At 65.7% G+C, this 26,659-nt stretch carries 26 protein-coding genes; 8 read left to right on the top strand and 18 right to left on the bottom strand.

Annotated features, from left to right (window positions below):
* The first annotated feature begins 10 nt into the window (after nt 1–10).
* Nucleotides 11–1,879, top strand: coding sequence for an asparagine synthase (glutamine-hydrolyzing) (gene asnB / locus LI72_RS16915; RefSeq protein WP_081985179.1), 1,869 nt, complete (start codon nt 11–13; stop codon nt 1,877–1,879).
* On the opposite strand, the gene LI72_RS19185 is transcribed toward asnB, so the two are convergent.
* From LI72_RS19185 to LI72_RS16900, 3 genes are read right to left on the bottom strand one after another with little or no spacing between them, the layout of a single operon-like run.
* A complete protein-coding gene (locus tag LI72_RS19185) occupies nt 1,867–2,640 on the bottom strand; it encodes a formyltransferase family protein (protein WP_052130109.1) in 774 nt (257 codons plus the stop codon). The two genes, asnB and LI72_RS19185, sit on opposite strands and share 13 nt — an antisense overlap.
* Entirely contained in the window at nt 2,637–3,860 is a 1,224-nt protein-coding gene (locus LI72_RS20115; RefSeq protein WP_033927113.1) for a prenyltransferase/squalene oxidase repeat-containing protein, read from the bottom strand. Before LI72_RS20115 ends, LI72_RS19185 begins: the two co-directional genes overlap by 4 nt.
* Nucleotides 3,861–3,883: 23 nt before the next feature.
* The gene (locus LI72_RS16900) at nt 3,884–5,332 is read right to left on the bottom strand and encodes a glycosyltransferase (RefSeq protein ID WP_033927112.1); all 1,449 of its coding nucleotides are present in this window, start codon (nt 5,330–5,332) and stop codon (nt 3,884–3,886) included.
* Nucleotides 5,333–5,728: 396 nt separating this feature from the next.
* On the opposite strand from LI72_RS16900, the gene LI72_RS16895 reads away from it, so the two are divergent.
* Nucleotides 5,729–6,178 carry a YaiI/YqxD family protein gene (locus LI72_RS16895; protein WP_033927211.1) on the top strand — a complete coding sequence of 150 codons (450 nt, stop codon included), beginning with the start codon at nt 5,729–5,731 and terminating at the stop codon, nt 6,176–6,178.
* 11 nt (nt 6,179–6,189) lie between these two features.
* Here LI72_RS16895 and LI72_RS16890 read toward each other — a convergent pair whose 3' ends face one another.
* From LI72_RS16890 to LI72_RS16870, 5 genes are all read right to left on the bottom strand, one after another.
* Nucleotides 6,190–8,643 (bottom strand): zinc-dependent metalloprotease, encoded by a 2,454-nt coding sequence (locus tag LI72_RS16890; protein WP_033927111.1) that lies wholly within the window; start codon nt 8,641–8,643, stop codon nt 6,190–6,192.
* 41 nt (nt 8,644–8,684) lie between these two features.
* Nucleotides 8,685–10,235 carry a PepSY domain-containing protein gene (locus LI72_RS16885; RefSeq protein WP_033927110.1) on the bottom strand — a complete coding sequence of 517 codons (1,551 nt, stop codon included), beginning with the start codon at nt 10,233–10,235 and terminating at the stop codon, nt 8,685–8,687.
* A gap of 26 nt (nt 10,236–10,261) precedes the next feature.
* The gene (locus tag LI72_RS16880) at nt 10,262–12,400 is read right to left on the bottom strand and encodes a TonB-dependent receptor family protein (RefSeq protein ID WP_033927109.1); all 2,139 of its coding nucleotides are present in this window, start codon (nt 12,398–12,400) and stop codon (nt 10,262–10,264) included.
* 100 nt (nt 12,401–12,500) lie between these two features.
* Nucleotides 12,501–12,929 carry a hypothetical protein gene (locus LI72_RS16875; RefSeq protein WP_033927108.1) on the bottom strand — a complete coding sequence of 143 codons (429 nt, stop codon included), beginning with the start codon at nt 12,927–12,929 and terminating at the stop codon, nt 12,501–12,503.
* 73 nt (nt 12,930–13,002) lie between these two features.
* Complete coding sequence (locus LI72_RS16870; protein WP_052130107.1) at nt 13,003–13,338, bottom strand: hypothetical protein; 336 nt, start codon at nt 13,336–13,338, stop codon at nt 13,003–13,005.
* A 189-nt stretch (nt 13,339–13,527) separates the two neighbouring features.
* Between LI72_RS16870 and LI72_RS16865 the strand changes: the two genes are divergently transcribed.
* On the top strand, nt 13,528–14,028 hold the full coding sequence (locus tag LI72_RS16865; protein ID WP_033927209.1) for a Dps family protein: 501 nt from the start codon (nt 13,528–13,530) through the stop codon (nt 14,026–14,028).
* A gap of 205 nt (nt 14,029–14,233) precedes the next feature.
* Here LI72_RS16865 and LI72_RS20110 read toward each other — a convergent pair whose 3' ends face one another.
* Both LI72_RS20110 and LI72_RS16860 read right to left on the bottom strand, forming a co-directional pair.
* Nucleotides 14,234–14,371: a NepR family anti-sigma factor gene (locus LI72_RS20110; RefSeq protein WP_231562515.1), complete on the bottom strand. Its 138-nt coding sequence runs from the start codon at nt 14,369–14,371 to the stop codon at nt 14,234–14,236.
* Between the two features lie 198 nt (nt 14,372–14,569).
* Nucleotides 14,570–15,232 (bottom strand): sigma-70 family RNA polymerase sigma factor, encoded by a 663-nt coding sequence (locus tag LI72_RS16860; RefSeq protein ID WP_081985168.1) that lies wholly within the window; start codon nt 15,230–15,232, stop codon nt 14,570–14,572.
* Between the two features lie 231 nt (nt 15,233–15,463).
* Between LI72_RS16860 and LI72_RS16855 the strand changes: the two genes are divergently transcribed.
* Nucleotides 15,464–15,601: an entericidin A/B family lipoprotein gene (locus LI72_RS16855; protein WP_052130105.1), complete on the top strand. Its 138-nt coding sequence runs from the start codon at nt 15,464–15,466 to the stop codon at nt 15,599–15,601.
* Nucleotides 15,602–15,689: 88 nt separating this feature from the next.
* Here LI72_RS16855 and LI72_RS19710 read toward each other — a convergent pair whose 3' ends face one another.
* From LI72_RS19710 to LI72_RS16815, 8 genes are all read right to left on the bottom strand, one after another.
* A complete protein-coding gene (locus LI72_RS19710) occupies nt 15,690–15,857 on the bottom strand; it encodes a DUF1328 domain-containing protein (protein ID WP_033927106.1) in 168 nt (55 codons plus the stop codon).
* Nucleotides 15,858–15,933: 76 nt separating this feature from the next.
* A complete protein-coding gene (locus LI72_RS16845; RefSeq protein ID WP_081985217.1) occupies nt 15,934–16,761 on the bottom strand; it encodes an NUDIX domain-containing protein in 828 nt (275 codons plus the stop codon).
* A 105-nt stretch (nt 16,762–16,866) separates the two neighbouring features.
* The gene (locus LI72_RS16840; RefSeq protein WP_033927105.1) at nt 16,867–17,127 is read right to left on the bottom strand and encodes a hypothetical protein; all 261 of its coding nucleotides are present in this window, start codon (nt 17,125–17,127) and stop codon (nt 16,867–16,869) included.
* A gap of 274 nt (nt 17,128–17,401) precedes the next feature.
* Complete coding sequence (locus LI72_RS16835; protein WP_033927104.1) at nt 17,402–18,205, bottom strand: helix-turn-helix transcriptional regulator; 804 nt, start codon at nt 18,203–18,205, stop codon at nt 17,402–17,404.
* 56 nt (nt 18,206–18,261) lie between these two features.
* Nucleotides 18,262–19,170, bottom strand: a complete 909-nt coding sequence (gene ubiA / locus LI72_RS16830; RefSeq protein ID WP_033927103.1) for a 4-hydroxybenzoate octaprenyltransferase — start codon at nt 19,168–19,170, stop codon at nt 18,262–18,264.
* Nucleotides 19,171–19,179: 9 nt separating this feature from the next.
* Entirely contained in the window at nt 19,180–19,977 is a 798-nt protein-coding gene (locus LI72_RS16825) for a tryptophan 2,3-dioxygenase (protein WP_033927102.1), read from the bottom strand.
* Between the two features lie 39 nt (nt 19,978–20,016).
* Nucleotides 20,017–20,196: a hypothetical protein gene (locus LI72_RS16820; protein ID WP_231562514.1), complete on the bottom strand. Its 180-nt coding sequence runs from the start codon at nt 20,194–20,196 to the stop codon at nt 20,017–20,019.
* A gap of 62 nt (nt 20,197–20,258) precedes the next feature.
* The gene (locus tag LI72_RS16815) at nt 20,259–20,579 is read right to left on the bottom strand and encodes a hypothetical protein (protein WP_033927101.1); all 321 of its coding nucleotides are present in this window, start codon (nt 20,577–20,579) and stop codon (nt 20,259–20,261) included.
* Nucleotides 20,580–20,840: 261 nt separating this feature from the next.
* Between LI72_RS16815 and LI72_RS16810 the strand changes: the two genes are divergently transcribed.
* The 4 genes from LI72_RS16810 to metH all read left to right on the top strand — a co-directional run bounded on the left by LI72_RS16810 (nt 20,841) and on the right by metH (nt 26,591).
* Nucleotides 20,841–21,848: an ArsR/SmtB family transcription factor gene (locus LI72_RS16810; RefSeq protein WP_033927100.1), complete on the top strand. Its 1,008-nt coding sequence runs from the start codon at nt 20,841–20,843 to the stop codon at nt 21,846–21,848.
* The gene (gene metF, locus LI72_RS16805; protein WP_033927099.1) at nt 21,845–22,804 is read left to right on the top strand and encodes a methylenetetrahydrofolate reductase [NAD(P)H]; all 960 of its coding nucleotides are present in this window, start codon (nt 21,845–21,847) and stop codon (nt 22,802–22,804) included. The genes LI72_RS16810 and metF overlap by 4 nt, the downstream gene beginning before the upstream one ends.
* Nucleotides 22,801–23,847: a homocysteine S-methyltransferase family protein gene (locus LI72_RS16800; protein WP_033927098.1), complete on the top strand. Its 1,047-nt coding sequence runs from the start codon at nt 22,801–22,803 to the stop codon at nt 23,845–23,847. The genes metF and LI72_RS16800 overlap by 4 nt, the downstream gene beginning before the upstream one ends.
* 146 nt (nt 23,848–23,993) lie before the next feature.
* Nucleotides 23,994–26,591, top strand: a complete 2,598-nt coding sequence (metH, locus tag LI72_RS16795) for a methionine synthase (protein ID WP_033927097.1) — start codon at nt 23,994–23,996, stop codon at nt 26,589–26,591.
* The last annotated feature ends 68 nt before the right edge of the window (nt 26,592–26,659 follow it).

Below are 26,659 nucleotides of genomic sequence, written 5' to 3'. Positions count from 1 at the left end.
GGTTGCGCGCATGTGCGGCATAGTTGGATTGATCAGCGCTGACCCTCCCCAACGGCTGGCGCGGCGCGTTGCGGCGATGAACGCGGCGATCGTGCATCGCGGGCCCGATGGCGCCGGGGTTCATCTGGCCCCTCGCCTGGCCCTCGCGATGCGCCGGCTGGCGATCATCGACCTTCACTTCGGCCAGCAGCCGATGAGTACGCCCGACGGCGTCACCATCGTCTTCAATGGCGAAATCTACAATTTCCGGGCCTTGCGCTCCGAGCTGGAGGCCAGGGGCTATGTCTTCCGGACACGGTCGGACACCGAGGTCATCCTCAACCTCTATCATGCAGAGGGTGTCGCAGCGTTCGCGCGGTTGCACGGCATGTTTGCGATCGCGATCCACGATCCGCGCAGCAACGAGCTGATCCTTGCGCGCGATCAGGTCGGCATCAAGCCGCTGTACATTGCCGAACTTGACGGCGAGCTTCTGTTTGCCAGCGAGATCAAGGCGATCCTTGCCGCGCTGCCGGGCCGCCCCGCGATCGATCCGCAGGCGCTCTGGCACTATCTCTCGATGCGCTTCATGCCGCCGGATCGCACCATCTGGGCGGGCATCGGCAAGCTTGGGCCCGGCCAGATGCTGCGGCGCACGCTTTCCGAAGACAGGCACACGGTCGAGACCTATTGGCGGGCCGATCTGACGCCCGGTCCGCACGATCCGGGGCGCGACTATGCCCGCGAATTTGCCGACCAGTTCATTGCCGCAGTCGACAGCCATATCATCGCCGCCGATGTCCCGGTGGGAGCCTTTCTTTCGGGCGGTCTCGATTCGGGGGCGATCGTGGCGGCGGCAAGCGAGCTGGGCCACCGTGATTTGCACACCTTCTCGATCAGCGGCGATGGCGCAGGGGGCGATGACGAACTGCCGCTGGCCCGCGCGGTCGCCCAACGTTTCGGCACCCGGCATCATGAAATCCGCATGGCCCGCGCCGACTATTTCGGCGCGCTGGACGATGTCGTCCACGCTTTCGACGAGCCTTATGGCGATGCGACCGGCGCGGCGCTCTACCTGTTGTCGCGCAAGGCCAGCGAACACGTCAAGGTTGCGATGTCCGGCGAGGGATCGGACGAGCTTCTGCTGGGCTATACCCGGCCCGCCGACCTTGCCACGCTCGCCAAGGTAGCGCGCCGCTATGGTCCTGTGCCAAGATCGCTGCTGGGGCTCGCTGCCAGGCTGGTCTCGCCCGAGCGGGCGTCGATCTTTCGCGCGATGGCTCAAGGCGGGCCGGGTGCGTATCGCCGGGGCATGGCCGCGCATATCGGCTGGACGATCAGCGACAGCGAAAAGGCCGCGTTCTGGCGGGGCCCGCAGATGGTGCCGACCTTTGATCTGGTGCAGGGCTGGTACAGCCTGGCCGATACCGTCCATCCGCTCGCACAGAGCCAGCAGGCCGATTTCGGAACCTGGCTGGTCGAGGATCTGCTGATGAAGGCCGACAAGATGGCAATGGCCGCATCGCTGGAGACGCGGGTCCCGTTCCTGCACCTGCCCCTGGTCGAATGGTGCCAGAGCACGCCGATGGAGGCGCGGATCGGGGCCGACGGGCAGTTCCGCACCAAGGCGGTGCTGCGCGACTTTGTCGCCACGCGGCTGCCCGATGCGGTGCTCGATGCCCCCAAAAGGGGCTTCCCCTTGCCGATCTTCCCCTGGTTTGCCGAGCGACTGCGCGAAGCGGGTGGATATGTCCCGGTGAGCCGCGAATTTCACAACTGGATTGCGCTGGATGGCCTGCAGCCCATCGTCGCGCGCGCCTGCCGCAACGAACGGCGCGCGCTCGAGCAGCTGTGGGGGATTGCCATGTTCGACCGCTGGTGCGCGGCCTATTGCGACTGAGCCAGGCGCTGTTCGAGCAGCTCTGCGATCTGCGGGTGCATCGTGAAATACTGCCGCCCATCCGCGCGCGCTTGCGGCGCAGCGGTCGGCGGCTGTCCGGATGCGACGATCGCTTCGACCACCTCCGCCAGCGCATCGATCTGCGCTGCATCCACCGCCGCGCGCAGGGATGCAACGCTGCCCAGACCCCGGCCTGCGACAGGGGCGATGCGGATGATCCGCCCGGTATCGATGCCGGGATCGATCCAGTGCACGGTGGCCCCCAGCGGACCACCCTCCCATGCCGCCCATTCGGCGACATTCATCCCGCGATAGCGCGGCAGCACCCCCATATGCGCGTTGAGCACCCCCAACCGTGGCACCGCCAGCAGCGGCGCGCGCAGGATGCCTGCGCCGGCATGGATCATCAGGTCGATCGCCTCGGCACGCAGGCGTTCGAGCGATGCCGAAGAGGTGAGGTCGGGCAGATCGAGCAGCGCAATGCCGTGCTGCGCGCCACAGCTTGCCGCATCCAGCGCGCGGTCGGATGGGGCGGATGCCTGGGGCGCCGCATCGCGCGGCAAGCCCAGCCGAGCCCGCAGCTTGTCCGCCAGCGCTCCGGGTCCGCGCTCCAGCATCAGCGCGCGCAGACGGGCCCCGGCGGGTGCGACCTGCGGCTGCTCGCAGATGATCAGCGCGATGCGGATCCCGCGCGCGGCCAGCGCCGATGCGACCGACGCGCATTTCAAGGATCGCCTGTGAGTGAGCAGCGCGATCTTCACGACCGCTGCGCGGCCACGTGCAGAAGGCTGCGCTTTTCGATCAGGCCGTCGATGAAGAACTTGGCCGCCCAGTTCGGCAGCGCCTTGGGGATATAGCTGCCCCAGACCGGATCGGACCCGCCGATGCCGCCGGCAAGCCCGGTGTTGGCATTGTCGCGCTGCTGCGCGTGCTTGACCAGATCCAGCGCCTTCAGCCCCGCATTGGCAAAGCGCCAGTCGCCTTCGTGCCGGGTCAGGTCGAACCAGATCAGCGCCATCTGGGCATTGCCGGTCAGGCATTGCGGATGTTCGACTGCGCGCCACCGCCAGTCGAGCACGCCGGGCAGCCGTCCGGACAGTTCAAGCCGGCGCATGATGCCTTCTGCCGCATGGCGCGCGGCGGCGATGCCATCGGTCCGCTGCAGCAACCGGCTGGTCGTCAGCACGCCCGCGACGGTATAGGCGATGGTGTGCGTATAGGCGGTTCGGTCGCTGTGCTGCCCGGTCGTAAATCCGGCGAGATCAAACCATCCGGTGGCCTTGTCCTGCTGCGCCAGCACCCAATCGAGATGTCGCCCGGCGCTGGCGAGCGCGGCGGTATCGCCGAACGCATCACCATATTCGGCGAGCCAGCAGCTCAGGAACGCGGAATAGGTCGCGGCGACGTCGAGATAGAAATGACGCCGGAACGCCCCGTCGGCATCCTGCATCGAGACCAGCCAGGCCGCACAGCGCGCTGCCGCCGCCCTGGCCTGCGGGTGATCGGTATGGCGGACCCAGTGGGTCAGTCCATGCAGAATCTGCGCGCTGTTGAAAGGCGAGGGCGCGGTGCGGTTTTCGAGCACCTCACCTCCGGGAAACGCGCCATCGGGCAGTTGCAGGCCGTGCAGGAAATCGACCGCCCGCGCCGCCCGCTCGTGCCATTCGGGCTCATCCCAGAGCTCTGCCAGCCTGAGCAGCGTCGGAATGAGATAGCCGGTGGTTTCGGGATAGCTCGACGACCATCCGCTGGCGAGCTTGTAGCGGCCCGAAAAGCCGCCATCGGATTGGCTGTCCTGCGCGGCAGCAAGCCAACGCGCCGCGGCCCGCATCGCCGCGTCATCCTGCGCGCCTGTGACGTCCATCGGCCCGCGTCCACTGACCTGGTGCAGCAGATAGGCGGCATGTCCGGCAGCCCATGGGCGGCAATCGAGGACATTGCGGGCAGCGGCTTTGGCGGCGGCGAGCATGCCCTCACCCATAGCTCTGGTGCCTTAAAACCATTCTAACGCACGGCAGCGGCAAGCGCGGCATCCACCGTCTGGAACTGGGTTTCGCGCAGATAGGCGTAGGTCGGCTCGTCGGGCAGATCGGGCAGACGGCCCCCATGAGCCTGTTTTTGCGCCAGCCACTGCTTCAGTTGCCGGGCGATATCGCCGGGATCGGTCAGCACCACACCGAAGCCACCCGACCGGACGATATCTGCCGCTTCTCCGGTGGCCGACCCGGTCGCCAGGATCGGGCGGCGGGCTCCGATATATTCGAACACCTTGCCCGGAATGATCGAATCTTCGGCCGGATTGTCCCAGCGGCACAGCAGCAGCGCATCAGCCTGCCGCTCGAGCTTCAGGATCTCGCGGCGCGGCACCGGGGGCAGCAGCTCGACACAATCGCTGACGCCGTATCGGGCAGCACTGGTCGCCAGCACCGATTGCTCGTCGTGAAAGAAGATCAGCCGGATGCGCGCACGCGTCTGGGCATCCAGCTTCGCCAGCGCGGCCAGCAGCATCGTCGGTTCGCGCTGGCCGGCATAGATGATCCCTGCGTGGATGATCGTCAGCCGCTCGGCATCCAGCGCGGGAACGGCTTCCAGCCCGACAAAATCATCCGCGCCAAAGCCGTTGTAGCTCAGCGTTACCGGGCGACCGAGCGCCTGGGATACCCGGCGGGCCGAGCCCCGGGTCAGCGCGACATGCCCGGTTGCATGCGCCAGGGTTCCCCAGGCATACCGCCGCAGGATCGGCTCGAACAGCGGGTGCCCCTCGTTATAGGGATTGTCCGCCCACAGATCGCGCAGCTCGGCAATCCAGGGCTGGCACAGCCGCGCCGCAAGCCGGCGCGCGACGACATGCCCCGAATGCGGCGGGCCGGTAGAATAGATGACATCGGGCTGCCAGTCCTGCGCCAGCGCCACGCCCTCGGCCACCGCCGGCCTGATCCAGCTGCGGTACCGATCCGGGAAATGCGCGACCTGGCGGTAGAGCGTGCGAAGGCTTTCCCAATGCGGCTTGAGCGGCCGCTCTGGCTTGACCAGCAGCTTCTTGACGCTGCCGGCCGCCTGATCGAGCGTGGGCGCCGCGCGCGTGAAGGGAACATAACGCACCATCTCGGGCGGAAGCACGGGTTCGAGCTGCCCGGCAACTCCCGGATTGTGCAGGGCGATGACTCGCACGTCATGGCCATGCGCACGCCACCAGCGCACGAGCATCGGCGCGCGCACCGCTCCCAGCGGGGAATAGGGTGGAAAAAATCCCGCAACGAACAAGATACGCAGCGTCATCGGCTCGCTATGGTCTCCATGATGCCCTTCCGCTCCCAGCCTGACGCCCGGGACGCGCCGAGCGCGCGGTGCGGCGCGAGATCCGGTGAGCCGCGGCAGCGGTGCCGGGCGCACCAGCTCCATCCCGCGCATCCCACTGTCGGCAAACCCCGGGTTGGTCATGTCCGCCAGCATGGCGGTTCGGCGTACTGATCGTGCATGATCAAGTCTCCCTGCTGGAAGTCCACCGTACTTCAAAGCTGGCATCAATGAATTAGAAAGCCATGCGCCGGTTCAATAGCAAATATCTATGATGAGCTGCGCCGAAGACAGCATAATTGCTCCATTGGATGCAATCAACATCGTGATGACTGAAGCAATTTATGCCAGGCGGCATTAACCATCCCGCTGACACGTATTCCGATATGGTACCCACATCGTCTATTTATTCAAATTCTGGAAGGTAACGAGGTTTGATTATTGCGCCCTCTGGTTTCGGGCGAGGGTACAGCGCGGACATTTCGTGTCGGTCAGATTTGCTGTAGGGCCGGACCCGCAGGCCCCCTGCCCCTGATGGAGTGCGACACACCGATGATGATCCTGGTCGATGCCGATGCCTGTCCGGTGAAGGACGAGATCTACCGGGTGGCCCTGCGCCATCAGGTGGCGGTGACGATCGTCAGCAACAGCCCGATCCGCGTGCCCGATCACCCGTTGATCGGGCGTATCGTGGTCGGCGATGGCTTCGATGCCGCCGACGACTGGATCGCCGAGCGCGCCGATACAAAAACCGTGGCGATCACCGCCGACATCCTGCTCGCCGACCGTTGCATCAAGCAGGGCGCGGTGGTGATATCGCCCACCGGCAAGCTGTTCACCGCCAACTCGATCGGCAGCGCGATCGCCACCCGCGCGATCATGGCCGACCTGCGCGCGGGCGGCGACATCATCGGCGGGCCCGCGCCGTTCAGCAAGGCCGACCGGTCGCGCTTCCTGCAGGCGCTCGACGAGACGCTGGTGCGGCTGGCGCGGTCGGGCTGATCAGCAGCCGATCAATGCTCGGTGCTGCCGATCGGCATGCCGGGCGGGATTGGCACCTGCGCTTGCTTGCCGGCCAGCGCTGCCTTGAGCGCATCGCGATCCTGGATCAGCCGCGCGGTGGACAAGGCCCAGGCGCGATCTGCCGGGTCGGCAAAGCGGCGCGACCGTTGCGCATCGGCCCAGTCGTGCAGCGCCTGGTCGATCCAGCTGGCGGCCTCGACCCCGCTGCCGCCATCGTGTGCGGCCATCGCGAGCGACAGGATCACCCGCGTGCCCAGCGCGCGGCGCACCGGCCCCAGCCGGGTATCGCCCGCCGAGGCATCGACCAGCGCGAGCAGCCGCTGCGCGATGACATGCGCGCCAGGGCTCGCGGGATCGGCGCGGTGCTGCTGCGTCATCCGCGCCAGCCGTTCGGGCGCGAGCAGGGCATTGAGCGTCACCTGCGCCGCGACCTCGGAAGCGGCGAGCGGATCGAACGCCGCTGCACCTGCCATCGGCATGATCTCGATCTCGGTCTGACGATCGGTATCGCCCGAGAAACCGGCGGACAGCTGCGGCACCAGCGGGGCGGGGACATCGAGGACGCCGGGCTGCAGCGTGGCGAGCAGCGAATCGAGCGCGCGCAGCTGGTCGGCGGGCGCCACGGCCTTGGCCGCAGCCTCGCCCTGCCCGGCCACGGCATAGTCCGAGTACATGCCGCCCAGCAGCTTGGCCGCCGCCTCGACCTGATAGCGATGCACCAGCCAGACCGGCACGAACTTGCGGCGCAGATGGGCGACCGGCTCGCCCGGTGCCAGCGCGGACGAGCCGAAGCGCGCCACGGCTGCCGCGCGGACCTGCATCATCCGGTCGAGCTCGGCCACCGGATCGGCGCCGTCATCCCACAGGCTGCCCCAGGGCTGGCTGGCCGAGACATTGCGCGCATTTTCGTCCGAGACGAAGCGCATCCCCTGACGCGCCGCCTCGTTCGCCTTCGCCATCGCCGCTGCATCGGGGTTGCCGCTGACCGGATCGCCATAGAGCCAGTCGATCGCGTGCACGTCCCAGCGGCCCAGACCGACGCCATAAGCATCGGACAGATCGGGCACGCCCTCCTTCAACCCGATGCGCGGGGCGGGATAATCCATCACCGAGGCGCGGTCCTGGGTGCTGCCCGCAAAATTGTGCAGCAGCCCCAGAGCATGGCCGATCTCGTGCGCGGACAGCTGGCGGATACGCGCCAGCGCCACCTGCGCAGGGTCGTTGGGTCCGCCGGTCCCGGTCTTGTCCGCGCCGACCAGCCCCTCGTAGATCAGCATATCCTGGCGCACGCGCAACGATCCCAGCAGCACCGCGCCTTTCAGGATTTCGCCGGTGCGCGGATCGGTGACCGCATAGCCATAGGACCAACCGCGCGTCGCACGGTTGACCCAGTTGACGACATTGTAGCGCATGTCGAGCGGATCGGCCCCTTCGGGCAGGATCTCGGCGCGATAGGCATCGATATAGCCTGCCGCCTCGAACGCGGTCTTCCACCACAAGGCCCCTTCGAGCAGCGCCGTACGGATCGGCTCGGGCGCGGCGTTGTCGATGTAGAACACGATCGGCTTGCGCACGCGCGAACGCGGCGCATCGGGGTCGATCCGCTCCAGCCGGAAACGGTTGGCAAGGTTCTGGACGATCTCGCCATCGAGCGGGGCGGAAAAATCGAGAATCTGCGTCGCAAAGCTGCCGCCGCGCGGATCGAAGGCGCGCGGCACATAGCCCGCCTCGGGCAGCGCGATCAGGCTGTGCCGCACGACCAGAGTCACCTGCCGGGCATCGGGCGCGATGTTGCGGACCTCGGGGCCCGGGGTATCGCTGGCATAGGTCTGGCGCGCCTCGAACTCGAGATTCATCGGGAAGGCGCGGGTCGCGGAGGGGTCGGCGGCGCTCAGCGCGTCGACCAGCTTCCAGCCCTTCTCGCCGCTGGAGTTGAGCTGACCGATGACATTGCGCGTATCGCGCGCCAGGAACGGCGCGATATCGACCAGCAGACGGCCATCGGGCGCATCGAGCGCATCGCCCATCCACAGCATCGACGTCGCAAAGGCATTGGCGGCGGCGGCCTGTTCGGAGGGCGACCCGGCGCTGGCGCGGAAGCGCGGGTTTTCGAGCTCGAACGAGACCTTCTTGCCCAGGCGGCGAACGAGCAGGATCTGCGCAGGCCCCGGCTGCGCGCGATCAAGCCCGATCGGCGCGGAGCCAAGCCCGGTGCGCAATGCCGTGGTGTAGAGCATCCGTGCAACCACGCCGTCCGCGCCTGCTGCGGGCAGCGAAAGCAGGATGCCCCCGGTCTTGCGATCGACATGCACCGGATACAGCCCGTCGAGCTTTTCCGTCCCCGCATAGGGGCCGGATGCCGCAGCGGCAGGCGGCGCGGCCCAGGCCTGCGGCGTGGAAAGAACAGCCGCAAGGCCCAGCGCAAGTGCAAGTGTTCGGTTCATCGGACCCCCAGTGTTTGATCCAAGACTAGGGGCCAATGATGCTAACGGGCAAGCGGCTTTTGGTGCCGACGTCGCCGTCGGTCGAGCACCAACCCGATCCCGGCCATGAAGCCGAGCAGCAGGACGACGAACACGCCCACCACGATATTCAGCCCGACCCGGCCAATCGGGAACAGGAAGTTCCATTTGTGGATGAAGCTGAAGATATAGCGTTCGGGCTTCTGCCAGTTCTCGGTGCGGTCGGCGAGAACGCCGGTGGCCGTATCGACGAACAGCGTCGCATTGACCGGCGTGCCGTAATCGATGCGCCACACCGGCAGGCGCTTGTTGCGGAAGTCGTAATCCGGGCCGAAACGGGTGACGATCTCCATGCCCGTGATCGCGCTGTCGGGCGCGCCGCTGAACCGTCGGCCCAGAGCTTTCGCCAGCGCCTTGTCGCCATCCGCCCAGGGCCTGCCAGTGGCAGCATCGATATAAAGCGCGGGGCCGGTAGGGGTCACGCCGTCGAAGCGTGCGTTGCGGATCGCGGTGTCGCCCATCGGCATGGCGTGCCCGGCGTGTGCGCTGTGGTCGTGCTCGCCCTTGGGCATCGCGCCCTTCGGTTGGGCCAGACCCAGCCGATAGAGCGGGCGGCCATCGGGGGCTTCGACCAGCGACAGGCCCGCGACGTCGAGCCCGGCTGCAACCTCGGCCCAGTCGCGCTCGATCGGATAGCGGGCCTGGGCCACATCGACCGGCGGCGACATGCGCATCTGGCTGGTTGGCCGCTCGAAAGCCGCCTGCACCAGATGGATGATGCCGCTGACCGAGAACATCAGCAGCGGCAGCGCGAGCACATAGCCCATCATCCGGTGCCAGCCCTTCGATCCGGCGAGCCGTTTGCCGCGGCGGATCGCGACCAGCAGAAGGATGCCGGTGACCGCCAGCGCGGCGAGGCTGCCGACCATCGCGGTGATCACCATCACCCGCAGCCATTCCAGCTGCGGCGGCACCCATTCCCAGCTGTGCAGCCAGCGGAACACCGTCTGCAGCCGCGTCTTGGTGAGGTTGTTGACCGCCGCCAGGCTGCCCGTTTCGGTGTGGACATAGGCGGTCAGCCGGTCGTCGCCGGCAAAGCGCACGCGCCAGACCGGAAGCAGCCGGTTGACCCAGGGATAGTCCGCATCGAACTGCGTCTGGTGGACGATCTCGGCGACGGCGCGCCGTTCCTTGAGATAGTGCCGCGCGATGAATTCGGCCTGGCGCGCGTCCTGGCCTTTGAGCTCGGCACCATCATCGAGCCGGAAATAGCGGCGCGGGGTCTGCGGCGTTTCGGTCACCTGCAGCAGGTTGCGATCTTCACCGACCACGACCTTGACCGCACGGGCCTTGCCGATGCCGGCGCTGGCCAGCACTTGCTCGACCGGCGCGGCACCGGCCATGTCGACGGTGCGCATCGGCGGCATGAACTCGGCCTGTTGCGGGCCGAACAGCACCATGACGATATGCGCAAGGCCCGACAGCCCCCAGATGAAGAGGCTGATGCCGCCGATCAGCGCCAGCCATTGATGCTTGCTCATCGACCAGCGTGCGAGCCTGGGACGGTTTGCCATGATGCTGTTCTCCCTTTCTCTTGCGCTCAGAACTGGGCGGTGATGCCGCCGTAGACCGCGCGACCGACACCCGGGGTGTAGATCGCGGCGCGCTCGAGCGACTGGTTGGCGTTGGTGGCGACGTTGGAGATGAACACCGTGTCGAACAGGTTCTCCACCGATCCGAACAGCCGGACTCCGGGCAGGACGTCGACACCTGCGGTCAGGCCGACCAGCTCGTAGCCAGGCGCCCGCTCGGTATTGGCAAAGTCCGCCCACGGGCCATCGAACACCCAGCGCAGATTGGCCGAGACGTACCATGAGTCCTTCTGTTCGAACCGGGCTTCAGAGACGAACAGAGTGCGCGGAACGCCCGCCAGCTGGTTGTCGCCATAGGTCGCGTCACCATCGAAGCGGAAATCGTTGAAGGTGAACGCCCCGCGCAAGGTGAACGCCTGTCCGCGTGCTGCCAGCACCTCGCGCGCGACATAGACATCGAGCCCCAGCTCCACGCCCTGGTGGATGGTCCTGTCGGCATTGGCAGTGAACGAGACGAAGCCGTTGGTGCCCGGAACGCCGAAGTCGAGGAACTCGTTTTCCACCTCGCTGCGGTAGAGCGAGATGTCCCACGCGATGAAGTCCGCCTGGCCGCGACTGCCGATCTCGAAGGTGGTCGCGCGCTGCTCCTTGAGCGGGGCGAAGGGACGCGCTCCGCCCGAGGTGAGATCGGCGAGGCTGGCCGGTTCGAAGCTGCGGTTGATGTTGCCGTACAGCTGCGCGGTATCTGACAGCTGGTAGAGCAAGCCGAAGCGAGGGCTGAACTGTTCGTATTCGCCGCGCCCCGAGACCTCGGCAAGGATGGCATCGACATCGCGGATGACCTTGACGTACTGACCCCCGACGATCGCGGTCAGGCGGCTGGTGAGACCGAGGTCGAACTGACCGAAGGCGGTGAGGTTGGTCGAATCCTGATCGGATTCATTGGTCAGCCCGGCGCGCGCGCCATTGAGGTTGCGGTGACGCCGCGCACGGTTGTCGCCCTTGGCGTAGCTGCCGCCCAGCGTCCAGCGGCTGGTGGCGTCGCCCAGCAGGGTAAATTCACCGAGCGCACGCAGCGAGACGCCGAACTCGTCCTCCTTCTGGTCGATGATCCCGGCAAAGCGGGTGATCGCATGGTCGAGCTTGCGCCGGGCGTACCAGCCGCCGATCTCGATCTTGCTGCTGCCACCCAAGGTGATCGCGGTGAGGTTGGAGAGGCGCAGGACGTCGAGGTTGCGGTCCCAGTCGTCGGCGACAGGGCCGGGGTCGAGCACCGTGACGGGCCCGCCGGGGCGGAACGGGCCAACGGTGACCGGACGGCCCGCCGCGCGCGGATTGGCGAGGGCATCGGCCAGCCGCAGCGATCCGTTCAATTCGAAGTTGTCGCTGAGCGCGGTGACATAGAAGCGCGTCTCGACGGTGTCGCTCAGCTTGAAGCCGATATTGCCATGGCCATAGAGGCTGCGGACATCGGAATGCTCGCGAAAGCCGTCATCGGTGAGGCCGGTGAGGCCGATATAGTAATCGGTGCTGCCCGACACGCCCGATGCGCTGACATTGCCGCGCAAGGTGTTGAAGCTGCCACCCTCGATCCGGCCGGCAAAGTTCGAGCGTGCGGTGCGCCCGGTGGGCGAGACGATGTTGACCGCGCCGCCCAACGAGGACGCGCCGAACTGGAGGCCGTTGCCCCCCTTGAACACCTCGAGGTAGCGGATGGTCAGCGGGTCGATTTCCTGGAACTCGGTCGATCCGCTGGCGCGGCTGATCGGCACGCCGTCGCGCAGTACGGTCAGGCCGCGCCGCTCGAAGCCCGAGTTGAGGCCCGACCCACGGATCGAGATGCGCGATTCGCGCTGCGCGCTGGTGTCGGCGAACACGCCGGGGGTGAAGATCAGGACATCGCCGATGCTCTGGGCAAAATCTTCGGCAAAGACGCTGTCCTCGACCAGCCCTACGGCGCCGGGCACCCGTTCGAGGCGCTCGCGCGCTTCTTCGACCGAAGGCGCGGTCGGTGTTCCGGTGGCGCTGGCGGTGACGACGATGACGGGATCGGTGCGCTGACCGACGCCCTGGGCAGACGCGGGAGACACGACAGCAAGCGAGGCACCGCCCAGCAGGGCGGCGCGCAGACAGATGGAATTCTTCATAAGTAAAACGTCCCTGAACGGGGAATGGGATCGACAGCACGGCGCGCCGCCCACCGGTTTGCCCGGTGCGCAGGCCGACAGCTGCCGCAGCTTCAGATGTTCAGGTGAGTGAAGGGGGCCCGGTGGCAGGCGGGGTTGCGGCATGGTGCCGCGCGCGCAGCAGGCTGTGATGCAGCGCGGGGGGAACGTCCTGCGTGATCAGCACCTGCGGCACGATCACCGGATCGGCAGGCACCGCCAGCATCGCCACCCCGGCAAAGGCGCAAGGCGGCATGGGGTTGTCGGCATCGTCGGCAGGATCGGAGTCGAGCGTGTCGCCCCGGGCGGCCGCCAGCTTGAGATAGTCGTCGTAGCGCGGATCGTCGCGCGCGATGCTGGCTGCCTTGTTGCCGAGGCCCGAGCACAGCTCGATTGTCAGGCCCTGCGGCCCCAGATGCGGCATGAACCCCTGTGGCGCCAGCGCACCGAACAGCATCGCCAGCAGCACGGCTGGCATGATACGTCCGATCAGGGTGCGAAACTGCGTCATCGCGGCCGCGGTTAGGACCGTTGCCTGCGCAATTCAAGCGCGAAACTTTGACCCTGTCGCGGCGTCGGCGCTGTCAGGACGCCAGGTTGCGCGATGCCCGGCGGTCATGCCCGCCCGATCCGCCCCATACGGACTTCACCTTGGACCACAAGGTCGGCTTGGCCTCGATCGGCAGCGATTGCCCGGTGACCTTCAACAGATATCGCGCCAGCAGCAGCGCCTGGTTTCGGGTCATCACGATATCGCGGTGCTCGATCACATCGTTCTCGAGCGCAATCCGCGAGCGTGCGCACTCGATCCTGAGGTCGATCCCGTTGGGTAGTTCGCGGTGCGTCCAGCCTATCAGCGCAATCGGCGGTAGTTCGCCTGATTTCTGTTTGGCACCAGATGGTTGCAGTTCATCGTTCATGGCCCCACTCCTGCCGGGATTAGCTAATATATGGAACGACTTGTCAAGCGTTCCGGCAATTTGAGGGTATCGGATGCGCCAAAGCGCAACGCTCGCGGAACCGCCCGGGAATGCGAGCGTAGGATGCGGTGCAGGCCCTGCGATCTCGCAAGGCCCCCCTTTCCCGTACCCGAGCAGAAGGACATGACCATGGCGACCACAGCCAAATCCAAGACCAAGCCCGATACCGTCAACACCGGCATCGAAGCCAGTGACCGCAAGGAAGTCGCCAAGGCGCTTCAGCACGGCCTGGCCGACACCTACTCGCTGTATCTCAAGACCCTCGGCGTTCACTGGAACATCGTCGGCCCGGCGTTCTACAGCGTCCACAAGCTGACCGAAGAACAGTATGAAGACCTGCACGCCGCCGCTGACGTGATTGCCGAACGCATCCGTGCGCTGGGTGAAATCGCCCCGGCATCGTTCGGCGACTACACCAAGCTGTCGGTGGTCGATTCGAGCGAGACCCCGCGCCAGGCCGATGCCATGCTGAAGGGCCTGATCGCCGACAACGAAGCCATCGCCAAGCGCATGCGCGACTTTGTCGAAATCGCAGAAGAAGCCGATGACGTGTTCACCGCCGACCTGCTGACCGCCCGCATCGGCAAGCACGAAGAAAACGCCTGGATGCTGCGTGCACTGATCAGCTGAGCAGCGCCTACCACCGTCTAAGCAGAAGGGCCGCGATCCACACCGGATCGCGGCCCTTTCCTTATGACATGAACGGCATTGTGGAGAATGGATCCGTCTTCGATGACTACGCGCGAGCAGAACAAGCGTATTGCCGGAACACGAAAAACCCGCCAGAACCTGACAAGGTCCCGGCGGGCTATGTGTTATCTGCAGGTGTTGCCGCTCAGCGTTGCGGGCCGACGTCGCCGATCTTGTCGAGCTGGCTCAGCAAATCCTCGAACTGGTCGGGCAAGGGGCTGTCGGTGACACCGTCATAGACCTGGCGCAGGCTGCGACCAATGCGGGCCTGCCGCATGGTCATGGGGTCGAAACACGTGGTAAGCATGGCACTTGCCTCCAGATGATCGGGGGAACCGGCACCGCGCACTGTCTTCACGTCCCGTCCGGCCAGGTAAGACCGTTGTCATCTGCTGGGCGCATCCACGCGCCCGGGGTTGAACATCTCCGCCGCGCCCCGGAAAGGCCGGCGATCACCGGCCGTGTGCCGGAACTGGAAATCTCACGCCGCCAGAGCGGTGACGCCCTGGCTCAGCTTATCGAGCGTGCCCAGAATGTCGCTCATCGCTTCATCCGCCGAGTTGCGCTGACGGCGCGTCCCGATCGGCGAATCGCCATCCAGCATCGCGGCAAGCGCGGTGCGGGCCCGCGACACGCGGCTCTTCATCGTGCCGACGGCGCAATCGCAAATCTCTGCGGCTTCCTCGTAAGAAAAACCGCCGGCGCCGACGAGGATGATCGCCTCGCGCTGATCGGCACCCAGCTGCATCAGCGCCATCCGCACATCTTCCAGATGCAGCGGGGCCTGCTGATCGCTGTTGGCGGTCAGGGTACGCTCGGCAACGCCCTCGTCATAGGGCGCGGTAAACTTGTTGCGGCGCATCTGCGAGATATAGCAGTTGCGCAGGATCACGAAGGTCCATGCCCGCATCGACGTATCCGGACGGAACCGCGCACGCGCTGCCCATGCCTTGAGCATCGTGTCCTGAACCAGATCGTCGGCCACATCCATCTTGCCGCACAGGCTGTAGCCAAAGGCGCGCAGATGCGGGATCGTTGCAGCGAGGCGCTGCTTGAAGGTTGCATCGTCCAAAGGCACGATCACCTCGTCCACATGTGCCTCGGTCGCTTTGCCTTCGGTCGATTGGTCCTGGTTGATCGTCATAAATCCGCCTCTCTTGAGCTGCCCCCAAAGCAGCATGGATTGGTCACTCGCCTTGACCCTTGCAGGCGTCCCTCACCGGACGCCCCACGCAAGGCCCATGCTCCAACAACCCCCCGCTACCGGGATGGTTCCAACAATCGTCACGGCAACGTTTTGCGCTGGTCGGCGTATATGAGCGGGCCAATGCCCCAAAACACGAAGAACAAAGCCTTGTTGAAGAAGGAAATCCCCATGAACCGCAACGCAACTTTCCGCATGGTCATCGCCGCTGGCCTAGTCGCTTCGCTGCTTTCGGCCTGCAACACCGTCAAGGGTGCCGGCCGCGATGTCGAATCGGTCGGCAAGGCCGCCGAACGCGCCATCGACTGATCTCGATCGGTTGCACCGGCGATACTTCGCCAAAGAAAAAGGCCCGGAGCGATCCGGGCCTTTTTTGTATCGGTAGCTGGCGCGAAAGTTACGCTCGACCACGCACCAGATGCATCACCAGGCTTGCGACCAGGAACAGCAGGAACAGGAAGAAAAGGATCTTGGCGATACCTGCCGAAGCTCCGGCAATACCGCCGAAGCCGAGGACGCCGGCGACAATCGCGACGATCAGAAAGATAAGGGCATAACGCAACATGGTTCATCTCCGCTTGGACTGAACTCCCTACGAAGCCATGGTGCCTGGGGTTCCCGCGGGCAGCGCGTTTTGTGGCTTATCCGCGCATCGACGTGCCCAGCGGCTCGCTGGTGACCGGGTATCCCAGGTCATCGGGGATGCACAGGTGCGGGGTACCGTCACGGTCCTCGATGAACGGCATGATCATCCGCGCGGAAAAACGCGACGCCTGTTCGACCGCCTCGGCATGGCTGCCGAACAGCGCCAGCCGTTCCATGTTGCGCCGGGTTGGGAAGATCAGCTTCAGCTTGCCTTCGTCGGCGAGAGCCAGCGCCTGCGCGGCGGTAGCCCAGAACAGATGCCGGTTCTCGGTCGCATCGACCTCGACAATGTGGTCGTGCACGTCGCACCGGGCGAGATAGAAGCGCGTGTCGAACACCCGGCGTTCGTTGAACGGCGGCCGCCAGCGGGTGAACGGGGTCAGCGCGGACAGATCGAATTGCCACCCCGCATCGCGGCACACTGCAGAAAAGACCGCCCCTGCATGCATTGCCGCGCGCGCTGCGGCCAGCGCCGCACGCTCGGGTGTCTCGGCAAAACCGATGCCGAGGCCGGTTTCCTCGATAGTCTCGCGGATCGCGGCGATGCGGGCTGCGGCATCCTCGAGATCCAGCCCGTGGTCGATCCGGGCAGCCAGCAGATGATCGTCGGGGTCGACCCGGCCACCGGGAAACACCACCGCACCGCCTGCGAACACCATCTGCGAGGATCGTTCGACCATCAGCAGCTCGGGCGGGCCGCCGTCTTCGGCATCGCGAAAGACGATGATCGTCGCCGCCGGTGTCGCCTCGACCAGAGGCTCCCCGGTGCGCGGATCAACGGTCTGGATGTGCGGGTCGGTGGAAAGCGAAGCAGGATCGGCCATGATGCATGTCATTGCCGATCCCGCAGAGCCTGCCAAGCGCGAAAACGCCAGGCCAGAATCCGGCAGGCTGGGATCAGTCAGGCTGGGGACCGGCAAGCCGGAACATCAATGCCGCATCAGCCGTTCGGCGATCCGTTCGGGCTCGATGCGGTATAATCCCCGGGCCGCTTCGCGGGCCAGCGAGGCATAGCGATCCGGCATCAGGCCATCATCGTCGACGTCCAGCGCCTCGCGGTCGCATGCGTCCACCAAATCGTCGAGCAGGCTGATCAGCCTGTCCCGTCCGGCCGAAGGCTGCTGAAGCGAAGACTGGGGCGCAGCACGCCCGAAAAGGCTCAAACCTTTCTGCGCCAGAATGCCGATCATGATTGCGTCTCCTTGGTCTGTCATGATGAGGATAAGGCCAAGAACGGCAGGGCTGCGCGACAATTTAGGGTTTTGCTAACCATCGCGGGAGTGTCGGCGATTTTTACAGCCGTGGCCGATGGCAAGACATCGTTAACCATCGGAATGTATGTAAATTCACGTTATTCCCCGCATGGCACAGCGCGTGCAGGGTTACGCGCACAGTCATCTTTCACTTCCGGCAGGGCGGCTCGCTTCTCAGGTCTCGCGCCGCCCTGCCATTCCCCTCACATCCTCATGCTTCGGCCTCCGCCAGCGAGCGCAGCACCTGCATGGTGTGCGCATCGGCCGGAAAGAAAGTCTCCAGCGCCAGTTCGGACAAGGTGATGTCGCGCGGCGTCCCGAAGATCGTCACCGTGGTCATGAACGACAGCCGCCCGGCCACCGTGTCGATCGTCAGCGGCAGCGCAATCGGCGCGCGCCCCGCCGGCGTGTTGTCGTTGGCAGAGCCCGGATAGGCCGCCAGCTCCTCGCGCAGCGCCGCGAGCCCCGAATCGGCGGTGAGTTCGATGTCGCGGTCGAGCCGGTGGAGAATATAGCTGCGCCATTGTTCATAGTTCACGATCTGCGGCGCCAGGCCATCGGGATGCAACGCCAGCCGCAGCACGTTGACCGGCGGGACCAGCAGGTGCGGCGCGATCTGTTCGGTGAGCAGCGCCAAAGCGCCATTGGCCGCGACCATGTTCCAGTGCCGGTCGACCGCGAGCGCGGGGAACGGCTCGTGCGCCTTGAGCAGATGCTCCACCGCGGCCAGCGCCTCGGCCATTTCGGGCGCACTGAGCCCGGTTTCCTCGAACTCGGGAGCCAGCCCCGCCGCCAGCAGGATCTGGTTGCGCGCACGCAGCGGGATATCGAGATAATCGGCGAGGCGGATGATGAGGTCACGGCTGGGCTGCGCGCGCCCGGTCTCGACAAAGCTCAGATGCCGGGTGGACATCTCGACTTCGAGCGCGAGCTGCAGCTGGCTGAGGCGGCGGCGTTCGCGCCACTGGCGCAACTGCTGCCCGGCGGGTTCCTGGGTGCGGGTCTCTGGCTTCATGCGTGCCAGACTAGCCGAGTGTCCGCACCGGGACCATTACCTGCAAGGTTATGAGATCACCCCGTCAGGCCGACCACGGCAAAGGCGGCAAAGGCCAGCAGGCCGGCGTTGCGGTTGCTGCGGAACTTGGCCAGCGGATCGGCGGGATCGTCGGGTCGCAGCGTGATGATCTGCCAGGCGAGATGCCCGGCGAGCGGCAGCAGGGCCGCAAGCGCCACCCAGTCGGGCCGCACCAGCCAGATCGCCCCACCCCATGCAACGATGGTCAGCGCATAGCACAGAGCTACGCCGCTGCGGACCGCACCGCCCAGGGCACGCGCGCTCGACCGGATACCGACCAAAGCGTCGTCCTCCACATCCTGCAGGGCGTAGATGGTGTCGTAGCCGATGACCCAGGTGATCGAGCCCCCATAGAGCAGCAGTCCGGCGAGCGGCACATGGCCTGCCACCGCCGCCCAGGCGACCAGCGCGCCCCAGCTGAACACCAGCCCCAGCCATACCTGCGGCCACCAGGTGATTCGCTTCATGAACGGATAGGCCGCGACCAGAGCCAGCGAGGCCAGGGCTATCAGCGCCGCCGGCAGGTTCAGCTCGACCAGCACCACCAGCCCGATCAGGCACAGGACCAGCAGCCAGGCCCAGGCGGCCTTGAGCCGCACTGCGCCGCTCGCCAGCGGGCGACCACGGGTGCGCGCGACCTTGGCGTCGAGATCGCGGTCGACGATATCGTTGTAGACGCAGCCTGCGCCGCGCATCGCGATCGCGCCCAGCAGCATCCAGCCCAGCAGCGGCCAGTGCGACTTCAGCCCGCCCGACAGCGCCAGCGCAAAGGCGCACGGCCAATAGAGCAGCCACCAGCCGATCGGCCGATCGAAGCGCGCCAGCAGCGCAAAGGGCCGCGCCGCTGCAGGCAGGATCGCCAGCAGACCGCGGGTTTCGGTGTCGGGAAGCGGAGCGGTGGTCATGCCTTCACTCTATAGCCGCGTCCTCAGCGACCACAATTCGGGAAAGGCGCGCTTGGACAGGGTGGTGTGCAGATAGGCCGCGCCCGCCGTGCCGCCGGTGCCGCGCTTCATGCCGATGATCCGCTCGACCGTCAGCACATGCTTGTGCCGCCACGCGGCCATCGCATCGTCGAGATCGACCAGCTTTTCGGCGAGCTGATACAGGTCCCAATAGGTCTCGGGCTGGCGATAGACCTGCAGGAAGGCATCCTCCACCGCAGCATCGGGCGTGTGCGGCTGGCTGAAATCGCGGGCCAGCAGGTGATCGGGGATGGCAAAGCCGGCGCGGGCGAGCGCGGCCACCGCATTGTCCCACAGGCTGGGGGCGGCGAGCGCTTGCGCCATCGCGGCGCGCGCTTCGGGCCTGTCCGCCTGGAACCTGAGGAACGCGCCGTCCTTCAGCCCCAGCAGATATTCCACCGTGCGGAACTGGTCTGACTGAAAGCCCGAGCTGGGGCCCAGAACGCCGCGAAAGCGGGTATAGTCGCTGGGCGTCATGGTCGACAGGATATCCCAGCTCAGCGTCATCACCGCCTGAATGCGGCTGACCCGCGCAAGGCCCTTGTAGGCCGGGATCAGCGCGCCACCAGCGATCTGCGCATTGGCCAGCTGCAGCTCGCGGATGATCTGCTTGAGCCACAGTTCCTTGGTCTGGTGGATGATGATGAACAGCATCTCGTCATCTTCGGACGAGACCGGGTGCTGGCAGTCCAGCAGCGAATCGAGCGCGAGATAGCGCGCATAGGTCATGGGGGGCGTATCGGTCATGCCGGGGTCATAGCGCCCGGCAGGGCAAAGCGGAACCGGTCAGCGCTCGCCGCCGGGAGCTGCCGCATCCTGCTGCTGCTTGGTCGCCGCGGCGGGATCGGCTTGGCGCTCGTCGAGCATTTCGGCGGCTTCATCGAGCGCGCGGGCCTCGCCCACGGTCACACCGCCTGGACCCGGATCGTTTTCCGCAGGCCCGCACGACGCAAGGCCAAATGACAAGGCCGCCAGCGCGCAAGCGCTGACGGCCCGTGTCCTACCTGTGCTTCCGAAGAAGCGAGGCATTACTTCTTGGCAGCTTCGCCAGCGGCAGCAGCAGCGTCGGTGGCAGCAGCCTTGGCTTCGCCAGCAGCAGCAGCAGCCTTGTCGGCGCCAGCTTCAGCAGCGTCTACAGCGCCTTCAGCAGCAGCTTCGGTGGCTTCGCCAGCAGCTTCGGTGGCTTCAGCAGCAGCGTCGCCAGCGGTTTCAGCAGCTTCCATGCCGGCTTCAGCGGCTTCTTCAGCGGTCGCTTCTGCGGTGGCAGCTTCTTCGGTCTTTTCTGCGCCGCAAGCAGCAAGAGCCAGCGAGATGGCGGCAACCGATGCGATCGAAAAAATGCTCTTCATCTTGAACTTCCGTCCTTGTCTAAATGGCTGATGTCAGCCCAAAAGGAGTTAAACACGTCACAAATGTGCCGACAAGCTTCAGCCAAGCCCCCGCTGTCGGACGGGCGCATCTAGCGCCCAATTTTTGTCTTTGCAATCACTTTGGTTGGGATAAGCGCCAAAGGGTGACACGGCTTTACGTTCGCACGGGCCTTGCCCCTCCCAATGCCGCCTGAGATGCGGCATTGACCACATATAAAGAATTCTTTATATGCCCCTTCCATGGACATGACACTGCTCTTCAAGGCGCTCGCGGACGACAGCCGGCTGCGCATCATGCTGCTGCTGCAGCTGATGGAGCTGTCGGTGGGCGAGCTGGCCGCTGTGCTCGACCAGAGCCAGCCGCGCGTGTCGCGCCATGTCCGTATCCTGGCCGAAGCTGGCTTGGCCGAGCGGCACAAGGAAGGCAGCTGGGTGTTCCTGCGCCCCGCATTGCCGCGCCGCGACCATCCGGCAGCGGATCTGCTCGACAGCTTCCTGCGGCGCGACGATGCGGTCGGCCCGGTCCTCGCCGCCCAGCATGACAACGACCGGCGCCAGCTGGATGCGATTCGCGCGATCCGCGATCAGCGCGCCGCCGATTTCTTCGCCCAGCACGCAGGGCAATGGGACGCCATCCGGTCGCTCTATCTGCCCGAGGCCAAGGTGGAGGCCGCGCTGGCCTCTGTCATCGGGGAGCAGCCGCTGGGCCGCCTGCTCGATATCGGCACCGGTACCGGGCGGATGATCGAGCTGTTCGGCCCGGCCGCACAGCATTGCACCGCGCTCGACCGCAGCCCCGAAATGCTGCGCCTGGCGCGGACGAAGCTGCAGCATCTGGCAACTGGAGACGTCGATCTCGTGCAGGCGGATTTCTATGCGCTGCCGCTCGCCGATGGCGGCTTCGACACCATCCTGCTGCACCAGGTGCTGCATTATGCGCAGAACCCGCAGGGCGTGATCGACGAGGCGGGCCGCGTGGCCGCCCCCGGCGCGCGCATCGCGGTCGTGGATTTCGATGCCCATGGGCTCGAGGAGCTGCGCGAACGCGACGCGCATGCGCGCCTCGGCTTTGGCGACGACCAGATCGCCGACATGCTGGGTCGCGCCGGGTTCACGCTCGATGAAACGCGCAGCCTTTCCGGCGGCACGCTGACCGTGAAGATCTGGCTGGGCCAGTATCGCGGTGAGCCGGCCCGCATCCACCCTGCCCCTCTTGATTCAGAAACGCCCAGAAAGGCTGCCGCATGACCCTGTCTCTCAAACAACTCGCCGAAGCGCGCGAAGCGCTGGGGACCCCGCTGTTCGCGGGCCTGGCCGGCGATGTCGAGGTGAGCTTCGAATTCTTCCCGCCCAAGAGCGAGAAAATGGAAGAGACCTTGTGGGACACGCTGACCACCCTGGCTCCGCTGAACCCCAAGTTCGTCTCGGTCACCTATGGTGCGGGCGGCTCGACGCGTGAACGCACGCACGCCACCGTCGCGCGTATCGCGGCGGAAACCGCGATTCCGGCCGCTGCACACCTGACCTGTGTTGACGCCACGCGCGACGAGATCGACGAAATCGCGATGAACTACTGGAACGCCGGCGTGCGGCACATCGTCGCGCTGCGCGGCGATCCGCCGCGCGCGGGCGAAAAGTTCAGCCCCCATCCGGGTGGCTATGCCAACGCGGCCGAGCTGGTCACCGGCCTCAAGCAGGTCGCGCCGTTCGAGATTTCGGTCGCCGCCTATCCCGAAACGCATCCCGATGCCGATTGTGCGCAAAGCGACATCGACAATCTGAAGCGCAAGATCGATGCGGGCGCGGACCAGGCGATCAGCCAGTTCTTCTTCTCGCCCGAAGCGTTCTTCCGCTTCCGCGATGCCTATACCAAGGCCGGAATCACCAAGCCGATCCTGCCGGGCATCCTGCCGGTCAGCAATGTCGCCACCACGCGCAAGATTGCGGGCCTGTGCGGCACCGATATTCCGCAGTGGATGAACGACCTGTTCGAAGGGCTGGACGATCACCCGACCACCCGCCAGCTGGTGGCCGCCACGGTCGCCGCCGAAATGTGCCGCCGGCTCTATTCGGGCGGCGTGCGCCACTTCCACTTCTATACCCTCAACCGCGCCGAGCTGAGCTTTGCGATCTGCCATCTGCTGGGCCTGCGTGCCCAGCCGGCCGCGATTGCTGCGCCAGTGCTTCAGGAGAATGCCGCGTGACCCCCGCCGAACACCTCAAGTCCATCGCCGCCACGCGCATCATGATGCTGGATGGCGGTTATGGAACCGCGATCCAGGCCGCCAAGCTCACCGAGCAGGATTTTCGCGGAAGCCTGGAATTCACGCACGACCAGAAGGGCAACAACGACATTCTGGCGCTGACCTGCCCCAGCGTGATCGCCGGCATCCACCGCGCCTATCTCGATTCGGGATCGGACATCATCGAGACCAACACCTTCAGCGCCAACCGGATCAGCCAGGCCGATTACGGCGCGGAACATCTGGTGCGCGAAATCAACCTCGAATCGGCCCGCGTCGCGCGCGAGGAAGCCAATGCGGCGCATGCCCGTGACGGCAAGCCGCGCTTTGTCGCAGGCGCGATCGGCCCGACCAACAAGACGCTGTCGCTTTCGCCCGACGTCAATGACCCGGGCTTTCGCGAAGTCGATTTCGATACGATGCGCGATGTCTATCGCGAACAGTGCGACGCCCTGGTCGAAGGCGGCGTGGACTTCATCCTGATCGAGACGATCTTCGACACGCTGAACGCCAAGGCCGCCGCCATGGCCGCGCGCGATGCAGCCGAAGCCGCCGGGCGCGAAGTGCCGATCATGATCTCGATGACCATCACCGACATGGCGGGGCGCAACCTGTCCGGCCACACGGTCGAGGCGTTCTGGCATGCGGTGCGGCACATCAAGCCGCTGACCATCGGCCTCAACTGCTCGTTCGGTGCCGATCTGCTGCGTCCGCATCTGGCCGCGCTCGCACGCCAGGCCGATACGCTGATCATGGCTTACCCGAATGCCGGCCTGCCCAATGACCTTGGCCAGTATGACGAATTGCCCGAGCAGACGGCAGAGCTGATCAAGCAGTGGCTGACCGACGGGCTGATCAATATTGTCGGCGGCTGCTGCGGCACCACGCCGGCGCATATCGGCGCGATCGCGCGGGCTGTCGCAGGCGCAGAGCCGCGCAGCATCCCGACCCCGCCGGTGCAGACCCGCCTCGCCGGTCTCGAGCCCTTCACGATGGCGGCCTGAACAGGACTTTTCCCCTCCCGCCTGCGGGAGGGGCAGGCCGCGCCGCAGGCGAGGCCGGGGTGGGTCTGAACCCGCCCTAAGTCTTGTAACAGCGCCCAACCCCCTGCCCTCTCCCCGCAAGCGGGAGGGAAGAGAATAGAGAAAAAATGACCCAGTCCACTGCCCAGTTCGTCAACATCGGCGAGCGCACCAACGTTACCGGTTCGGCCAAGTTCAAGAAGCTGATCATGGAAGACCGCTATGAAGAGGCGGTCGATGTCGCGCGCCAGCAGGTGGAGAACGGTGCCCAGGTCATCGACATCAACATGGACGAAGGCCTGCTCGACGCGCATGCCGCGATGACCCGCTATCTCAAGCTGATCGCCGCCGAGCCCGATATCGCGCGCGTGCCGTTCATGATCGATTCGTCGAAATGGTCGGTGATCGAGGCCGGGCTCAAGTGCGTCTCGGGCAAGCCCATCGTCAATTCGATCAGCATGAAGGAAGGCGAGGAAGAGTTCCTCAGGCACGCCCGGATCTGCCTGGACTATGGCGCAGCCGTCGTCGTCATGGCGTTCGACGAGGTCGGCCAGGCCGATACCCGCGACCGCAAAATCGAGATCTGCGAGCGCGCCTACAAGCTGCTCGTCGGCATCGGCTTTCCGCCCGAAGACATCATCTTCGACCCCAATATCTTTGCGGTCGCCACCGGCATCGACGAACATCGCCGCTATGCGATCGACTTCATCGAGGCCTGCACCGAGATCAAGAAACGCTGCCCGCACGTCCATATCTCGGGCGGAGTGTCCAACCTGTCGTTCAGCTTCCGCGGCAACGAGCCGGTGCGCCGGGCGATGCACAGCGTGTTCCTGTACCACGCCATCAAGGCGGGCATGGACATGGGCATCGTCAACGCCGGCCAGCTCGACATCTATGACGATATCAACCCCGAGCTGCGCGAAGCGTGCGAGGACGTCATCTGGGATCGCCGCGAGGATTCGACCGAGCGCCTGATCACCTTGGCGGAATCGTTCCGCGGCAAGGACGAGCGCGCCGAAAAGCAGGCCGCCGAATGGCGCGGCTGGCCCGTCGTCAAGCGGCTGGAATATGCGCTGGTCAAGGGCATCGACGCGCATATCGTCGAGGATACCGAGGAAGCGCGCCTGGCCGCCACCCGCCCGATCGAGGTGATCGAAGGCCCGCTGATGGACGGCATGAACGTGGTCGGCGACCTGTTCGGCGAGGGCAAGATGTTCCTGCCGCAGGTGGTGAAGTCCGCGCGCGTGATGAAGAAGGCGGTCGCCCACCTCTTCCCCTATATCGAGGCCGAAAAGGACCCCAATGCCAAGGGCAAGGGCCGCATCATCATGGCGACGGTGAAGGGCGATGTGCACGACATCGGCAAGAACATCGTCGGCGTGGTGCTGCAGTGCAACGGCTATGAGGTCGTCGATCTGGGCGTGATGGTGCCTTGGCACGACATCCTCAAGGCCGCGAACGACAACAAGGCCGACATCATCGGCCTGTCGGGCCTGATCACCCCCTCGCTCGACGAGATGGTGACGGTCGCCGAGGAAATGCAGAAGGCGGGCATGACCATGCCGCTGATGATCGGCGGCGCGACCACCTCCAAGGTCCACACCGCGCTCAGGATCGCACCGGCGTACGAAGGCCCGGTGATCCATGTGCTCGATGCCAGCCGCGCGGTGGGCGTCGCCTCGAACCTGGTCAGCCAGACCAACCGCGATCCCTTCGTGCTCAAGGTAGCAGAAGAATATGAGGCCGTGCGCCTTGCCCGCGCCAACAAGGGCCAGAACGAGCTCGCCCCGCTCGACGTCGCGCGCGCCAATGCCTTTGTCGCCGACATGGGCCAGAAGCCGCCTGCGCCGTTGCAGCCGGGCCTGCACGTGTTCGAGGACTGGGACCTCGCTGACCTTCGCGAATGCATCGACTGGACGCCATTCTTCCGCGCCTGGGAGCTGGCAGGCAACTACCCTGCGATCCTCACCGACGAAGTCGTCGGCGAGAGCGCGACATCGCTGTTTGCCGATGCCAATGCGATGCTCGACCAGATCATCGCCGAAAAGTGGCTGACCGCCAAGGGCGTCGCGGGTCTGTGGCCGTGCCAGCGCGATGGCGATGACGTGTTCATCCACGCCAATGGCGAGGAAATCCGCATGCCGTTCCTGCGCCAGCAGATCGCCAAGCGCGAAGGCCGGGCCAACATGTGCCTGGCGGACTTCATCGATCCCGCCGGCGACTGGATCGGCGGTTTTGCCGTCACCGCCGGCCATGGCATCGAAGAGCAGCTTGCCCGCTTCCAGGCGAACCATGACGACTACAACGACATCCTGCTGAAGGCGCTGGCCGATCGCCTGGCCGAAGCCTTTGCCGAGCGCCTTCACCAATATGTCCGCACCACTTTGTGGGGCTATGCGGCAGGCGAACAGCTGACCAACGAAGCTCTGATCAAGGAACAGTATCGCGGCATCCGCCCGGCCCCGGGCTATCCCGCCTGCCCCGATCACAGCGCCAAGCCGGCGCTGTTCGAGATGCTGAAGGCGACCGATGCCACCGGCATCACCTTGACCGAAAGCTTTGCCATGCTGCCCACTGCGGCGGTCAGCGGCTTCTACTTCGGCCATCCGGAAGCTGCCTATTTCGGCGTTGCCCGCATCGGCGAGGACCAGCTGACCGATTACGCACACCGCCGCGGAGTCGACCTCGATGTCGCTCGGCGCTGGCTGCGTCCCAATCTGGACTGACCGGCGATCATTGACTCAGGACCGGTAAACCGCAAACTCCCGTCGGGGCCGCCGCTGCGAGCGGCCCC

It is taken from the genome of Sphingomonas sp. 35-24ZXX (assembly GCF_000786215.1).
Lineage (GTDB): Bacteria > Pseudomonadota > Alphaproteobacteria > Sphingomonadales > Sphingomonadaceae > Blastomonas.
This window is presented reverse-complemented; position numbering and strand designations above follow the sequence as displayed.